The organism is Caballeronia sp. LZ024, from assembly GCF_031451455.1.
GTDB lineage: Bacteria > Pseudomonadota > Gammaproteobacteria > Burkholderiales > Burkholderiaceae > Caballeronia > Caballeronia telluris.
In genome coordinates, this window is record NZ_JARUXL010000003.1 from 270,509 (window position 1) to 285,769 (window position 15,261).

Annotated in this window: 17 protein-coding genes and 1 pseudogene; 14 read left to right on the top strand and 4 right to left on the bottom strand. The window is 61.0% G+C overall.

What is annotated here, in order from left to right:
- Positions 1-6: 6 nt before the first annotated feature.
- The 3 genes from QCE48_RS19110 to QCE48_RS19120 all read left to right on the top strand — a co-directional run bounded on the left by QCE48_RS19110 (position 7) and on the right by QCE48_RS19120 (position 1,299).
- Positions 7-390 (top strand): hypothetical protein, encoded by a 384-nt coding sequence (locus tag QCE48_RS19110; RefSeq protein WP_309785065.1) that lies wholly within the window; start codon positions 7-9, stop codon positions 388-390.
- A 457-nt stretch (positions 391-847) separates the two neighbouring features.
- The gene (locus tag QCE48_RS19115; RefSeq protein WP_309784486.1) at positions 848-1,036 is read left to right on the top strand and encodes a hypothetical protein; all 189 of its coding nucleotides are present in this window, start codon (positions 848-850) and stop codon (positions 1,034-1,036) included.
- Entirely contained in the window at positions 1,033-1,299 is a 267-nt protein-coding gene (locus QCE48_RS19120) for a DUF1488 domain-containing protein (RefSeq protein WP_309784487.1), read from the top strand. The genes QCE48_RS19115 and QCE48_RS19120 overlap by 4 nt, the downstream gene beginning before the upstream one ends.
- A 31-nt stretch (positions 1,300-1,330) precedes the next feature.
- Here the strand turns inward: QCE48_RS19120 and QCE48_RS19125 are convergent, their stop codons facing one another.
- A complete protein-coding gene (locus tag QCE48_RS19125) occupies positions 1,331-1,867 on the bottom strand; it encodes a DsbC family protein (RefSeq protein ID WP_309784488.1) in 537 nt (178 codons plus the stop codon).
- Between the two features lie 212 nt (positions 1,868-2,079).
- Between QCE48_RS19125 and QCE48_RS19130 the strand changes: the two genes are divergently transcribed.
- Positions 2,080-2,574, top strand: coding sequence for a response regulator (locus tag QCE48_RS19130; RefSeq protein ID WP_309784489.1), 495 nt, complete (start codon positions 2,080-2,082; stop codon positions 2,572-2,574).
- Between the two features lie 254 nt (positions 2,575-2,828).
- Here the strand turns inward: QCE48_RS19130 and QCE48_RS19135 are convergent, their stop codons facing one another.
- On the bottom strand, positions 2,829-3,851 hold the full coding sequence (locus QCE48_RS19135) for a LacI family DNA-binding transcriptional regulator (protein ID WP_309784490.1): 1,023 nt from the start codon (positions 3,849-3,851) through the stop codon (positions 2,829-2,831).
- A gap of 275 nt (positions 3,852-4,126) precedes the next feature.
- Between QCE48_RS19135 and QCE48_RS19140 the strand changes: the two genes are divergently transcribed.
- The 10 genes from QCE48_RS19140 (at position 4,127) to QCE48_RS19185 (ending at position 14,249) form a co-directional block, all read left to right on the top strand.
- Positions 4,127-5,266, top strand: coding sequence for a sn-glycerol-3-phosphate ABC transporter ATP-binding protein UgpC (locus tag QCE48_RS19140; protein WP_309784492.1), 1,140 nt, complete (start codon positions 4,127-4,129; stop codon positions 5,264-5,266).
- An 8-nt stretch (positions 5,267-5,274) separates the two neighbouring features.
- Complete coding sequence (locus QCE48_RS19145) at positions 5,275-7,206, top strand: beta-galactosidase (RefSeq protein WP_309784493.1); 1,932 nt, start codon at positions 5,275-5,277, stop codon at positions 7,204-7,206.
- Between the two features lie 33 nt (positions 7,207-7,239).
- Positions 7,240-8,478 (top strand): extracellular solute-binding protein, encoded by a 1,239-nt coding sequence (locus QCE48_RS19150; protein WP_309784494.1) that lies wholly within the window; start codon positions 7,240-7,242, stop codon positions 8,476-8,478.
- Positions 8,479-8,555: 77 nt separating this feature from the next.
- A complete protein-coding gene (locus QCE48_RS19155) occupies positions 8,556-9,452 on the top strand; it encodes a sugar ABC transporter permease (RefSeq protein WP_309785066.1) in 897 nt (298 codons plus the stop codon).
- A gap of 10 nt (positions 9,453-9,462) precedes the next feature.
- Positions 9,463-10,314 carry a carbohydrate ABC transporter permease gene (locus QCE48_RS19160; RefSeq protein ID WP_309784495.1) on the top strand — a complete coding sequence of 284 codons (852 nt, stop codon included), beginning with the start codon at positions 9,463-9,465 and terminating at the stop codon, positions 10,312-10,314.
- A 132-nt stretch (positions 10,315-10,446) separates the two neighbouring features.
- A complete protein-coding gene (locus QCE48_RS19165) occupies positions 10,447-10,917 on the top strand; it encodes a ribonuclease domain-containing protein (RefSeq protein WP_309784496.1) in 471 nt (156 codons plus the stop codon).
- 406 nt (positions 10,918-11,323) lie between these two features.
- Complete coding sequence (locus tag QCE48_RS19170; RefSeq protein ID WP_309784497.1) at positions 11,324-11,461, top strand: hypothetical protein; 138 nt, start codon at positions 11,324-11,326, stop codon at positions 11,459-11,461.
- A 219-nt stretch (positions 11,462-11,680) separates the two neighbouring features.
- On the top strand, positions 11,681-12,415 hold the full coding sequence (locus QCE48_RS19175) for a Crp/Fnr family transcriptional regulator (RefSeq protein WP_309784499.1): 735 nt from the start codon (positions 11,681-11,683) through the stop codon (positions 12,413-12,415).
- A gap of 231 nt (positions 12,416-12,646) precedes the next feature.
- The gene (locus tag QCE48_RS19180) at positions 12,647-13,774 is read left to right on the top strand and encodes an aminotransferase class V-fold PLP-dependent enzyme (protein WP_309784500.1); all 1,128 of its coding nucleotides are present in this window, start codon (positions 12,647-12,649) and stop codon (positions 13,772-13,774) included.
- Between the two features lie 127 nt (positions 13,775-13,901).
- Positions 13,902-14,249, top strand: a complete 348-nt coding sequence (locus tag QCE48_RS19185; protein ID WP_309784501.1) for a hypothetical protein — start codon at positions 13,902-13,904, stop codon at positions 14,247-14,249.
- Positions 14,250-14,260: 11 nt separating this feature from the next.
- Here QCE48_RS19185 and tnpC read toward each other — a convergent pair.
- Together tnpC and QCE48_RS19195 are read right to left on the bottom strand one after the other, a co-directional pair.
- A pseudogene (gene tnpC, locus QCE48_RS19190) lies at positions 14,261-15,091 on the bottom strand (IS66 family transposase); the annotation flags it as partial.
- Positions 15,092-15,135: 44 nt separating this feature from the next.
- Positions 15,136-15,261, bottom strand: a 126-nt coding sequence (locus QCE48_RS19195) for a transposase domain-containing protein (RefSeq protein WP_309794305.1), incomplete at its 5' end; no start/stop codon positions are given.

The following is a 15,261-nucleotide window of genomic DNA, read 5'->3' on the forward strand; positions in this document are numbered from 1 at the left end:
CACTCCATACCGTCGACCATACGCAATTCGCTCGTCTGGATCTTCGAAGCATTCGAGCGCGATGCAACCTACATTCGCAAACGGATGTTCGGCTGCGACGCCGCGTATATCGACGGCCTGTTGTGTCTGGTCGCAGCCGATCGCGACGAGCCGTGGAATGGCTTGCTGGTTTGCACGTCGCAAGAGCGCCACGCGGCTCTCATCGAGGAGATGCCCGCTTTGCGGCCGCATCCCGTGCTGGGAAAATGGCTATTCGTGCCGCAAGCCGATCCCGCGTTTGAAGACATCGCGCAAAGGATGACCTCGCTCGTGCTTGCGCGCGACTGGCGCGTGGGCGTCGAGCCGAAGCCACGCCGACGCGGCAAGAAGGCTTCGCCGCCAGAGTCGTAAGGAATGGGGCGTTCCTGCGTGCCGTCCGTTTGCAAATAGATCGCGACAATCTCATCGAATGCGCCCACACTGTGAGTCGTGACGAGCGCCTTCGCGCTCGTCGAAGCGGGAGCAACATGATGGCAAAGGGTCAAGCACGTAGTAATCGAGAGGTAAAGAAGCCCAAACAGCCGAAAAAGCTAGCTTCTCCCGCGGAAGCCGTGTCCTGGACGACGACTTCCAAGAGCACTGCAGCCAGCGCGCCCACCAAGAAGAAATAGCAGTCACGCGCGAAAGCGGGTCAATCTCTCTCCATCGACGGCCCCTTTCTCGAAGGCTAAGGCCTTATCCGAACTGGTTCAGACACCGACACGAAGGCACTGCGTGAACGGTGACGCACGACTTGCGTGCCTTACACCTGGAGGACGCATCTTCCGGACCGTAATCTCTCTACTTCACACTCTTGATTGGAACAGCCATGTCATCGCCCATTAAAACGAACGCATCCATACCGGCCAAGCAAAGCGAACACGCCCTCGCGCAGAAGTCGCGCGCCTCGGCCCTGGAGCGCGCAGACGCCGACCGCGCTCAACAGCGGCGCATCAATTACGCGCGCATCGATGTCAATGCGAGCAAGTGGCGCTATGTGAGCACGTCGACACAATGAGAGAAAAGTCCGTGGCGCTCAGCTTTCCCAATCCGAGCCGCAGCTACGACCCGGCACGACACTGTGTGTGCTTCTGGGGCTACGACAACGCGCGCGAGATTTCCTTTCTCGTCGACGATGCGATGCTCAAGAAGATGAATCCGGATATCGGCACTGGCGAACCCGCGCTACTGGCTGCATTCGACCGCAACCGCGACCGCATTCTTGGACTTGCCCAGAACCTTTACACCGGCGGCTCGCAGAACCGATACACGATCTCGTGAGCGATTCCGGATAGCTTTGCGAATGAGACGGCTAAGGCGCGAGCAAGCTCTTCAGGTCGTCGAGCGGAATGGCGCCCGTGACCAGCTCGCCGTTTGCAAAGATGATCGTGGGCGTGATTTTTACCCCCAACCCTTTCGCCAGCGAGAGATTGCGTTCAAGCGGCGCGCCGGGGCACACGCGTCGGACCGGAGTGCGGCCGTCGAGCATCCACGCATGCCAAGTTGCTTCGCGGTCGGATGCGCACCAGATGACAGCGGCCATTCGCTTCGAATCGGGTGTGAGGATCGGAAAGAGAAACGTATAAATCGTGACGTCGGGCACCTCGCTTAGCCTTCGCTCAAGCGTCCTGCAATAAGGGCAATAGGGGTCGGCGAATACCGCCACCTTGCGCATTCCATTGCCTTGAACCGTCTTGATCGCATCGCCGAGCGGCAAGCTGGCGAAATCGATACGCCTGCCTTGCATTTGCGTCGCGCTCGCTTCTTCTTCGCCTGTTGCGGTCGGGCTTAGGAACACCAGTGTCGAACCGATGACGAATGCGGCAAGCAGATTGCGCACGCCAATCATGGACCAAGGTTTCATCGAGTCTGCCGCGCCTTAGCGCATGTTCATCACAAGGGGTCGTCACCGCGGCGGGTCGCGCGGCAATTCAGACTACACCCAAGGCCGGGCGCCCGAAAGCGAGCGGCGCTATCAACCCGGCTGACCGCCGAGTCTCCAAAGCTTTTTCTCCGACGCCGCTGCATTCGTCTGCGCCTATACTGGCATTGGACAGATGAATGACCTTCGATGCGTTCGATCACTCCGAGACCGCTTGGGATTCCGATATGACCGCCGACAAGTCCGGTATACCCTTGAAGTGCACGATATGGACTGCGCGCAAACAAAGCGGGCGCCGCGTTCCGCGCGTGCTTGTCGTCGATGATTACGCGGACACCGCTGACGCGATCAGCATGGTATTGGCACTTGACGGTTTCGATGCGCAAGTCGCCTACCGCGGGAACGCGGCGGTCGACGCCGCCGCGCGCTGGCAGCCGCAGGCCGTGTTGCTCGATATCTGTATGCCGGACATGTCCGGCCTGGAAGTGGCAGCGAGACTTCGAGCGACGGAGAGCACGTCGGAGACGGTGCTGATCGCGCATTCGGCACTGGCTTCGGAGGCCGATCTGGCGCGCGCAAAGGAGTCCGGCTTCGACGCATTTTGTGCAAAACCGACTGATGCGATGAAGCTAGGCCCGCTTCTTCGCTATTTCGTCGGCCCCGTTGGCGATTGAGTGTCCGCGTTGTCATCGTGCGGCACCGCTAGCAGTACAATCGAATCACTTCGTGAACCTGAGGAGTCTGTCATGACCGAGTCGATGACCGTCGTGCTCTTAGGGCTTGTCGTTCTTGCGCTTGCAGGAATCCTCGTAATGGAGCACTACCGACAGGAGCATCGCCGAAACCGGCAGCTTCGGTGGCTCGACACGCATCCAATGAAGGACTGGGTGCATCGTCGCCCTTGAGGCGCTACGTGTATTGAGGCGCTTCACGGATAGCGCTTGCGCACCGCACCCGTCGAGGCACGCACGACCAGATCGGGTGCCGGTGCGACCTGCATTAGCGCGCCCACCGCCGAGCCGTCGATCAATGCGTGCAGCAGCTTCACCGCCATCGTTGCGGCGACTTCCGTGGGCACTGCCACCGTCGAGAGTGCGGGCCGCGACTCGCGCGCGAGTTGAATATCCGTAATGCCGATCACCGAGACGTCGCGCGGTATGTTCAAGCCGAGGTCCGCTGCCGCATGCATCGCGCCGAGCGCGGGAAGATCGTTGGTCGCAAAAATCGCGGTCAGGTCAGACGATGCCGTTAGCAACGCCGTCGCAGCTTCGTAGCCGCCTTGTATGGAATCGCGCGTGAAGCGGGCCTCGGCCGGAACATGCGTGATCCCTGCGTCGCGCAATGTCGCGCAAAAGCCCTCGTAGCGTGCCGCATGCACGCCATCGCGCTGGCTGCCTATGATCGCGCCGATCCGCACGTGCCCCAGGTTGAGGAGATGCCGCGCCGCGAGCGTCCCTGCGGCGAAGAAGTCCACCGCGATACATGGCATTCCCGGCGACTCGCCGGGCCGCTCCCACATGCATAGAACCACCGCCGTGCCACGCGCCTGCGTCTTGCGAAGATCGTCGAAATCGAGATTCGCATTCATCACGAGCACGCCTTCGGACAACGTACCCGCAATTTGTTCTAGGTAGGCGCGGCCGATTGCCGGATCTTCGTTGGTGTTGCATACGATCAGAAAGCGCCCGCTTTGTCGCGCCGCGCGCTCGGCCGCCAGCGCGAACTCAGGATAGAACGGATTAGCGATGCTCGACACCATCAGCGCAAGGGTGGGCGCGCTGCCTTCGGCGAGCGCGCGCGCCGTCAGATGCGGGCGGTAGCCGAGGGCATCGACGGCTTCGAGCACCCGCTGGCGCGTCGCGTCGCCGACCTTGCCGCGATGGCGCAGCACATTGGAGACGGTCGCCGCCGTCACGCCGGCGAGCTTGGCGACTTCGGTCAGAGTGGTCATCGGTCGGGGGATGGCTCGTGCTTGTCGTTATCGAGCGCACTGTGCCGTTGCGAAAGATTCATGTACATCTTTTAAGCTGCAAGTCACGATTTGGGATGACATCCCGACATTTGCATCCGCGCGCCGACGGCGCTAAATTCGCTGGCAAAGCAGTTCTATAAATACAGACGGAGACTTTGCCCCAAGCGATCCTTGAACAAGATCGCTTTTTGACGGGCAAAAGGTTAAACGCTTAACCTTTGGCAGTCTCCGCGTGTAAACACGGAGACGACGGCATGGCGAGCATCTCGTTGCGTTCGGTCCAGAAGGCCTATGGCGATCACGCGCCCGTAATCCGCGATGTCGATCTCGACATTGGCGAACACGAGTTTTGCGTGTTTCTCGGACCATCCGGTTGTGGCAAGTCGACGCTCTTGCGCATGATCGCGGGCCTGGAGGACATTACCGACGGCGATCTGTATATCGGCGCGACACTCGTGAACGATATCCCCGCCGCCAGGCGCGGTGTCGCGATGGTCTTCCAGAGCTACGCGCTCTTTCCGCACATGACCGTCTACGAGAACATGGCCTTTGGCCTGACGCTCGCCAAGACTCCAAAAGACGAAATCGATCGCAAGGTGCGCGAGGCCGCGCGCGTGCTGCAACTCGAAGCGTTGCTTGAGCGGCGGCCCAAGGCGCTGTCGGGCGGCCAGCGGCAGCGCGTGGCGATCGGCCGCGCGATCGTGCGCAGCCCGGGCGTCTTTCTCTTCGACGAACCGCTTTCCAATCTCGACGCCACCTTGCGCGGCCAGACGCGCGTCGAAATCGCGAGGTTGCACAAGCAGTTCGAGAAGGCGAGCGTCGTGTATGTGACGCACGACCAGATCGAAGCGATGACCCTCGCCGACAAGATCGTGCTCCTGCATTCAGGCGCGGACACCGCGAAGCACGGCAGCATCGCGCAGGTGGGCACGCCGCTCGAGTTGTACCACCGGCCCAGAAGTCTTTTCGTCGCGGGCTTCATCGGCTCGCCGCGGATGAACTTCATGCCCGCGCGCGTGGTGTCGGCGGCCCGCGACGGCGTGCGCATCGCGCTCGACAGTACCGGCGAGCCGATCGACACCGACATCGACGGCACCGGTCTGCAATCCGGCCAGCCCGTCACGCTGGGCATCCGTCCCGAACATCTCGATCCGCTCGTCGCGCCGGGTGCGCAACACATCACGCGCACGGTGTCGCTCGTCGAGCAACTGGGCGAGCACAGCTATCTTCATCTCGACCAGGCGGGCGGCGCCGTGCTGATCGCGAAGGCGCCGGGCGACTGCACGCCGTGTCCGGGCGATTCGGTCGCGTTCAACGTGCCGCGCGCCTCGTGTCATCTCTTCACCGAAGACGGATTCGCCGTCGCTTCGGCTGCCGTAGCTCAATTTGCGTAGGAGCGCACATGCGTCTTGGAGTCTGCTATTACCCCGAACACTGGCCCGAATCGATGTGGAAGGACGACGCAGCGCGCATGAAAGCGCTCGGCATCGACCGTGTGCGGATCGGCGAATTCGCATGGAGCCGGATCGAGCCCACGCCGGGTGAATATCACTGGGACTGGCTCGATCGTGCGATCGACACGCTCGCGCAAGCGGGCCTGAAGGTCGTGATGTGCACGCCGACCGCGACACCGCCGAAGTGGCTGATCGACCTTCATCCCGACATCCTTCCCGTGGGCGCCGACGGCCGCGCGCGCAATTTCGGTTCACGGAGGCATTACGATTTTTCGTCGCCGTCGTATTTCGATGCATCGTCGAAAATCTGCACGGCGGTCGCGCAACGGTATGGCCGGCATCCCGCTGTCGCTTTCTGGCAGACCGATAACGAATTCGGTTGCCACCATACCGTGGTCAGCTATTCGGATGCAGCCGCTACGCGCTTTCGAGCGTGGCTGCGGGCGCGCTACGAGAACATCGACGCGCTCAATGCAGCGTGGGGCACCGTGTTCTGGAGCATGGAATACCGCAGCTTCGATGAAATCGATCCGCCCGTCGCGACCGTGACCGAGGCGCATCCGTCGCACCGGCTGGACTACCGCCGCTTCGCTTCCGACGAAGTCGTGCGCTATAACCGCATGCAGGTCGACATCATCCGCGCGCATTCGCCCGGACGGCCCGTCGCGCACAACTTCATGCAGTTGTTCACCGAGTTCGATCACTACAAGGTCGCCGCCGATCTCGACATCGCCACCTGGGACAGCTATCCGCTCGGCGCGCTCGAAGAGCAGTGGTTCGATCCCACGGTCAAGGCGAAATGGCTGCGCACCGGGCACCCGGATTTTGCGTCGTTCAATCACGACGTGTATCGGGGCATGTCGAAGGGGCCGTTGTGGGTGATGGAGCAGCAACCCGGCCCGGTGAACTGGGCAATGTGGAATCCGGCACCGCTGCCGGGCATGGTGCGTCTGTGGAGCTGGGAGGCGTTCGCGCATGGCGCGGGGTGCGTGTCGTACTTCCGCTGGCGACAGGTGCCGTTTGCGCAGGAGCAGATGCACGCGGGGCTGAACACGCCCGACAATCGGCTCGACGTGGGCGGCGTGGAAGCGCAAAGCGTCGCGCGCGAGATCGAGGAAGTGTTGAAGGCCGGGGGCGAATCGAAGGTTGCCGCGAAAGTCGCGCTGATCTGGGACTACGAGGCGAAGTGGCTCTTCGACATTCACCCGCAGGGCGCGGACTTCCACTATCCGCGCTTCGCGTTCGAGTACTACAGCGCGTTGCGCAGCCTCGGACTCGATGTCGATGTGATACCGGCTGACGCGCCGCTCGACGGCTACAGCATGATTGTCGTGCCGCCGCTGCCGGTGCTTCCGGCAACGCTGGCGGCGCGGCTCGCGGCGTCGAAGGCTCGGGTCGTGCTGGGCCCGCGCACGGGATCGAAGACGTCGAGCCTCACGATTCCCGAGACCCTTCCTCCCGGCGACGTGCTGCCGATCCGCGTGTGGCGCGTCGAGTCGATGCGGCCGAACGTGATTGAACCGGTCGACGGCGGCGGCGAGTCGCGCCATTGGCGTGACTTCATCGAATGCGGCGAAGGCGTGCAGGTAGACGCGCGGTTCGCCGACGGGCATCCGGCCATCGTGTCGCACGGATCGATGACCTACCTCGCGAGTCTCTTCGATGATGCCTACACGCAGCAGGTCTTCGAAAGAATTGCGGGCCAAGCGGGGCTCGCGCCGCGCCGGTTGCCCGAAGGCGTTCGCGTGAGTCGTCGCGGCTCGCTGACTTACGTCTTCAACTATGGCCGAGAGCCGTATCGAATCGACGAAGCCGCGCGCTTCGTCGCGGGACAGCAGGACGTGCCGCCGCAGGGCGTTTCGATCTATCGCGCGCAATAACAGCAGAAAACACTCATCACTGAGGAGACACGCATGAGAAACACGATTCGCAAGGCACTGACGGGCGCTGCGCTCGCCGCGGCGCTCGCGGGCACGGCGCAGGCGGGCACGCTGGCGGTGAACGTCGCGTTCAAGGGAGCGGGGCAACGCGTGGTCTGGCAACAGATCTTCGACCAGTTCAAGAAGGCGCATCCCGAGATCGACCTGAAGGTGGCCTTCGTCGATGAAGAAGCCTACAAGGTGCAGTTGCCGGGCTGGCTCTCCACCGTGTCGCCCGATGTGGTGACCTGGCACAACGGCGAGCGCATGGCGTACTACGCGAAGCGGGGCCTGTTCGAGGATCTCACGAACGACTGGAACAAGAACGACTGGAACTCGATGTATGCATCGACGAAGGAGGCTTCGTCATACAACGGCAAGCAGTATGCCGCGCCGACGGTCTATTACTCGTGGGGCATGTTCTATCGCAAGGACCTGTTCCAGAAGGCGGGCATCGCGGGCGAGCCGAAGACGTGGCCTGAATTCCTCGACGCGTGCAAGAAGCTCAAGGCCGCAGGCATCGCGCCCGTGGCGGTGGCGGGTCGCGATGCGTGGACGCTCGCCGGCTGGTTCGACTATCTCGACTTGCGCATCAACGGCAACGCGTTTCATCAGAAGCTCATGTCAGGCGAGGTGCCCTACACCGATCCGCGCGTGAAGAAGGTGTACACGACATGGAAGGAACTGATCGACGACAAGGTGTTCATCGACAACTCGCTGTCCTACGATCTCGATTCGGTTCAGCCGTTCCTGTTCCAGGGCAAGGCTGCGATGATGCTCATGGGCACGTTCATCGCGGCGGGTTTCCCGCAGAACATCAAGCCGGAGATGGGTTACTTCCAGTTCCCTATCATCGACGACAAGGTGCCGACTGCCGAAGACGGACCGGTCGAGTCGATGCACATTCCCACCAAGGCGAAGAACAAGGCTGACGCGCATACGTTCCTCGCGTATATGGAAACGCCCGAGATCGGCGCGCAACTGGCTAAGGGACTGGGATCGCTCTCGGCGAACAGCAAGTCGCCGGAGCCGGATGAGCCGATTTCGAAAATCGGCTTCCAGATTCTTTCGAACACGAAGGGCGGCATCGCGCAGTTTTACGATCGCGACATGACGAAGGAAATGGCCGACGAAGGCATGAAAGGGATGCAGCAGTTCATCTCCGATCCGGGCAAGCTCGATTCGATCCTGGCGCAACTCGAAGCGACGCGCAAGCGCATCTACAAGAAGTGAGAGACACAGCGAAGCGGCGCGTCGATGGCGCGACGCTTCGCTTGCAAGGGAACACGACCATGCAGCCTACCGACACGATGGCTTTGCCTGCAAAGAAGCGCGAGCGCCGTCGCCGCGGCTCGACGACGGCGCGCCAGCAGCGGCTCGCCGCATTCCTCTTTCTCGCGCCGGCGTGTGTGATGGTCGGCGTCTACGTGATATGGCCGATCCTCGCCAGCATCGGGCTCAGTTTCTATAACTGGGACGGGATGTCGGAGAAGTCGTTTGTCGGTCTCGCGAACTACGTCGAGTTGTTTCAGGCGCCGACGTTTTACACCGCGTTGAAGAACAATGTCCTGTGGCTCGTGCTGTTTCTGCTCGCGCCGCCGATGGGGCTTGCCGTCGCGCTGTATCTGAATCAGGCGGTCGCCGGCATTCGCGTGGTCAAGTCGCTGTTCTTCGCGCCCTTCGTGCTGTCAGGCGTGGTGGTCGGCCTGATGTTCAGCTGGTTCTACGACCCAACGTTCGGCTTGCTCAAGCTGATACTCGGACACGGCGTGCCCGTGCTCGGCGATGCGCGCTACGTAACCTTCGGGATTATCTTTGCGGCGCTCTGGCCGCAAACGGCCTACTGCATGATTCTGTATCTGACCGGGCTGACGTCGCTGAACTCCGAGCAGATCGAGGCGGCGCGCATGGAGGGCGCAAAGGGCTGGACGATGCTCTGGCACGTGATCCTTCCGCAACTGCGACCGACGACCTTCATGGCAATCGTGGTCACGATCATCGGCGCGCTGCGCAGCTTCGATCTGATCGCCGTGATGAGCGGCGGAGGTCCATTCGAAAGTTCGACCGTGCTCGCTTATTACATGTACGACCAGGCGATCAAGTATTACCGCATCGGTTATTCGGCGGCCATTGCCGTGGTGCTGTTTGCGATCATGATGGTGTACATCGTCTATCACCTGCGCAGAATGCTGCGCGCCGAGCGGTAAGGAGAGCGCCGTGTTTCCGACCCCCATCGCCAAATGGAAGCCCGCGAATCGCGTGCTCTACAAGCTGTCGTTGCCGCTTGCACTCATCATCTGGCTATTGCCGCTGATCGCCGTAATGGTGACGTCGATCCGGTCCTCCGACGAACTCGTGCAAGGCAATTACTGGGGCTGGCCCGAGCATGTCTCGCTAATCGCGAACTATCGAGAGGCGCTGACCGCGTCGCCGATGCTTCATTACTTCTGGAACAGCGTGTTGATCACGGTGCCCGCTGTCGTCGGTTCGATCGTGCTTGCGGCAATGGCCGGTTTTGCTCTGGCCGTCTACAGCTTTCGTGGCAACTCGGTGCTCTTTGCGACGTTCGTCGCGGGCAACTTCGTGCCGATTCAGATCCTGATGATCCCGGTGCGCGACCTCTCGCTGGAACTCGGTCTGTTCAACACGGTGGGCGCGCTGATTCTCTTTCACGTGTCGTTTCAGACCGGATTCTGCGCGCTCTTTCTGCGCAACTTCATCAAGCAGTTGCCGTTCGAACTGATCGAAGCCGCGCGCATCGAAGGGGCGAACGAGTGGACTGTGTTCTTCAGGATCATTCTGCCGCTGATTCGTCCGGCACTCGCCGCGCTCGCCATCCTCGTCTTCACGTTCGTGTGGAACGATTACTTCTGGGCGCTGTGTCTCACTCAAGGCGACGAAGCCGCGCCAATCACTGTAGGCGTTGCCGCATTGAAGGGACAATGGGTGACGGCCTGGAACCTTGTCTCCGCAGGGTCGATACTCGCAGCGCTGCCTTCCGTGATGATGTTCTTCGCGATGCAGCGTCACTTCGTGGCGGGGTTGACGTTTGGTGCGACCAAAGGATAGGAGGGCTTCGTCGGCAACGATCGAGCTAAGAAATCGGCATCCCCGGCGCAACGTTGATTCGCTGTACCATTAGCGATACCCTTAAATCGTTCGTGGTCGTCGAATGCTGGTCAACCCGGAGACAACCGATTCATGAAGCGAGCATGGGCGTTCTCCTGCATTCTCGCCTTGAGCACGATCCTTGGCGGATGCGGCAAGGATCCGAAGCAAAACGCGGCTCAGGAATCAGGCGCATCCGCGAGTCAGGCGCCGGTTCAGCCTGGGCAGGCCGCGAGCGGCACACCCGGCGCATCGGGCGCGCAGGAGCGCAGCGCGCCGGCCTCCGTCGCGAAGGCGCAGTTGCCGGCGGAAGCAGCCGACACACTGCGTCTCATCAAAGCGGGCGGCCCTTTCCCCTTTGGCGAGGACGGTGTCCTGTTCCGCAACAGCGCGGCATTGCTGCCGGAGCATCCGCGCGGCTACTACCACGCCTATACAGTGCGCACGCCTGGCTCGACGGATCGCGGGCAGCGTCGCATCGTATGTGGCGGACCGCGCAAGCAGACCACCGACTGCTATTACACCGACGATTACTACGTCAGTTTCAAACGCATCGCAGGATAACGTGAGCCGATGAGACATGCGCGGGCCGCCTATTCACGTGGGACTGCGTTCCAGAACGTTCTGGCGGACATCCTGACAGCTGCGCAATCCGGCGAGGTTGAGTAACGCCGCGCGATTTCAATCTGGAAGAGCGCGCTGGCGCACGTGATCCGGAAAGTCGGCTCGCCAGCGCAGTCTGCGCCACTCTCGCAAATGCAACGTTTTCATTTGGCTTGCGTGATGTCCGCCCGAGCGGCTCAAGCGAACACCGTGAACGAACCGATGGCCTGCTGCGGCGGGCGCCGAGGTGGCGGGCGTCTTCGTGGTGCACGCTTCCTGACATCGCGGCGACCAGCTTTGCAACATTTCTGAAGCACGTGTTTGGGTCAGCGTTGGATTCGAGCGCCGTGTCCAACGAATCCCGTCCATGAAAGCGCGCAAACGCTACACCCGTTTCCAAAGCGGCCATGAAGCCGCCATCGACGACCGGCCTATTCGTTTCGTCTGTTCAAAACTGAATCAAATCCGCCGGAACGCCGACCGTACGCTGCGGGACATTCCGTGAGCCTGCTTACTGGTAGGCGATTCGGCGTTGCTGGCACGGCTCTCGCTTATGTACGACAAAGCACAACAACAGCCGCCAACCCGCTTTGAACGAGCGGCAATAACAGTGCTACGGGGCTGGTCATGTCAAGTTTCGATAAACGCCGCGGATGCGTTCAAGAAACGGAGGCAGACCGGAAAAAGTACAGCGCATCGCGCACAGACCAGGCGAAAGAAAATCATGTTGACCCTTCAGTCCGACCTGCACGGCAATCATTTGTTGGGCGCGCTTCCGGCGCATGAATGGCAAGCCATCGCACCTCATCTCGAACTCGTTCAATTGCGCACCGAGCAATTGCTGTGCGATTCGGGTCAGCGCATTCATCACGTGTATTTTCCGACCACGGCCATCGTCTCGCTTCTGCACACGATGGAAGACGGCGGTTCGGTCGAAGTGGCGGCAGTGGGCCGCGAAGGAATGACGGGCGTCCCCGTGCTGACCGGCGGCGATACGATGCCCACTCGCGTTCAGGTTCAGGCCGCGGGTTTCGCTTATCGGATGAGCGCAAGTGCGTTGCGCGAACACTTCGGCCGCTCCGATTTTCTGCGTCGCGTGATGCTTCTGTATATGCAAGCGCTGCTGACACAAGTGGCGCAGACGGCCGCGTGCAATCGTCATCATGCGCTCGCCAAGCAGTTGTGCCGCTGGCTCCTGATCCAGGCAGATCGCACTGCGTCGGACCAGTTTCGCGTGACGCAGCAGATGATCGCCGACATGCTGGGCGTGCGTCGCGAGGGCGTCACGGAAGCGGCGGGCAAGCTCCATGACGCCGGGCTGATCCAGCACAGCCGCGGCTGCATCAAGGTGCTCGATCGCGCCGCGCTTGAGGCGCGCGCGTGTGAATGCTACGGCATCGTCAAGCGTGAATTCGAACGGATGCTGCCGCGTACGCGTCAGGCCGAAGCCGTTGCGTAGGTCTGCCACAGTGGCCGCGCTATGCCGGCGCGGGAGAGGGTACGGCGCGTTTTCAGTCTCTCGACAAATTCCGCGTCGACGGGCTCATTGCAGTAGCTCAACGTTGAAGGACGAATTCCTGGCGGCCGAGAAGGGGTTGACACCCCCTTTTTCTCGGCCGAGTGCCGTTGCCGGTGGCTTTCGATAGAATCTGTATTCGATTCATTTATTCGTCTATCACCGGAGACGACCGTGCCAGGATTACTTCCCCATGTCGACCGCGAGGGGCTCCTCGAATACTCAGTCGTGTACACCGACCGATCGATCAATCACATGTCGGCGCTCTTTCAGGGCGTCATGCGCGATATTTCCGCGTCGCTGAAAAAAGTCTATAACGCGAAGTCGGCGGTCGTCGTCCCGGGCAGCGGGACCTTCGGCATGGAAGCCGTTGCCCGGCAGTTCGCGACGAACAGGAAGTGTCTGGTCATCCGCAATGGCTGGTTCAGCTTCCGCTGGTCACAGATTTTCGACATGGGCGGCATTCCGTCTGAATCGTCGGTGTTGAAGGCGCGACCGGTCGAACAAGGCAGGCAGGCCGCTTATGCACCGCCTCCGATCGAAGAAGTGGTCGCTGCGATTAAGGAAAACAAGCCGGATCTGGTCTTTGCGCCGCATGTCGAAACGGCATCCGGGATGATGTTGCCTGACGCCTATTTGCGCGCGGTGTCCGACGCCGTTCATGCCGTCGGTGGCATGTTTGTACTGGATTGCATCGCCTCCGGTACGGTCTGGGTGGATATGCAGGCGAGCGGCGTCGATGTCCTCATCAGCGCGCCGCAAAAGGGATGGAGCGCGTCACCCTGCTGCGCGCTGGTCATGCTCAGTCCTCTCGCCCGCGAAAGGATCGAACTGACCACTAGCACCAGTTTCTCCTGCGATCTTCGAAAATGGCTGCAAATCATAGAAGCTTACGAGAACGGCGGGTTCGCATACCACGCCACGATGCCCACGGACAGCCTCGCGACGCTGCGTGACGTCATAAAGGAAACCGAGTCATACGGCTTCGACAAAGTGAGAGCGGAGCAGCTTGAACTCGGCAAGCGCATTCGCTCGCTCTTGGCTGGCGCAGGTTTCAAAAGCGTGGCGGCCGAAGGTTTTGAGGCTCCGGGCGTCGTGGTTTGCTACACGGACGATGACGGCATACGATCCGGGAAGAAGTTCGCAGACGCCGGTTTGCAGATCGCGCCCGGCGTTCCCCTGCAATGTGACGAGCCTGAAGATTTCAAGACCTTCCGCATCGGGTTATTCGGACTGGACAAACTGCATGACGTCGAAGGCGCCGTTGGCAGGTTCGCCAAGGCGTTGGAGAGTATTGTTTAGGCCTTTTCGTCAAATGCCCGCCCCATGTGCGATTGGCGCGCTCAGGTGTTTTGCGCACGTTTGACCTTCTATCGGGCTCACCAGAACGCTACCTTGAATGTCACGTCGAAAGGATTCCACTTTTAGCGTGACCTTCATATCGGTTGGTCCAGATTCGGTCATTCCGGTGGACATTGCCATGCATGCTGAAACGGAAAGCGAAGCGGTGGTGACCAACTGGGTCCGGTTTTCCGTGGCCATGGTGATTACGAGTCCGATTGCCATGATCGGATACCAGTTGTTGACGCACGCCGACCCTAACAAGCGAGTGCTCTTCTGGCTTTTCGCTGCGACATTCTTTCTCTCGCTTCTGATCTGGATCGTGGCGGCCGCGAAAATAGCCGCGCGCTGGGAAACCAACGCCAGAGCGAATGCCCACGGCGACGATCAGGAGCTCCGGTACTACAAATGTAAGGGGCCGGCAAACCCGCCTTGACGGCCGATGAGCTAGGCGACAGATGTGAGAGGCTGCCAGTTGTGAGGCGGCAATGCTGCAATGTCGTTTGCCCTGTGGGTCGGCAGGCGTGTCAGGATGTCTTTCAGATACGAACGGGGTTCGTGGCCGTTGATTTGCGCTGAGCGGATGAGGCTCATGATCGCAGCCGCACGTTGACCCGCGCGCAGCGACCCGGCGAAGAGCCAATTGGAGCGGCCAATTGCCCACGGGCGTATCTGGTTTTCTACCCAGTTATTGTCGATGGGTACGTTCGCGTCGTCGAGATAACGCGTCAGCGCTTCCCAGCGCTTCAGGCTGTAGTCCAGGGCCTTGGCAATGGCGGAGCTGTCGGAAACGAGCTTGCGCTGTGTAACTAGCCACTCGTAAAGGGCATCGCATACTGGCTTGGCCCGGCTCTGTCGAAGCCGGTGTCGGGCGTCGACATTCAAAGTGGTGGCATCGCGCTCGATGTTGTAGAGCTCAGCGAAGAACGGCAGCGCCTGCTCAACGAGCTGGCTACTGTGATTGGCGTGCAGTTCGAAGAACGTGCGCCTCGCGTGCGCTGCGCATCCGATTTCGGTGATGCCCTGAAGGAATGAGGCCTTGTAATCGCCGTAGTCATCACGCACCAGCTTGCCGTGCCAGCCCTCTAAGAACGTACGGGCATGCTCTCCAGCTCGGCTGCCGGCGAAGTCGTACACCACCGCGCGAAGGTTGCTGGATTGCGTGGGTGTATACGCCCATAGATAAGCCCGATGTGTTTTCCCTTTGCCGGGACTGAGCATTTGCACCGGGGTTTCATCTGCGTGCAACACGCCTTGCTGCAAGATCTCTCGATGAAGGGTAAGCGCCCGGTGATCCCAGGGGTTCGGCAGCCGACGTCAGCCTACTGTTGGAGCTGAGGCTGCCAGAGGTGCGGCAGCAACTCGTCAAGCCGGCTGGCGGGCTGTGTAGGGAGCCGCGTCATGATGTCTTTCAGATAGGCATAGGGATCGTGCCCATTAAGCTTGAC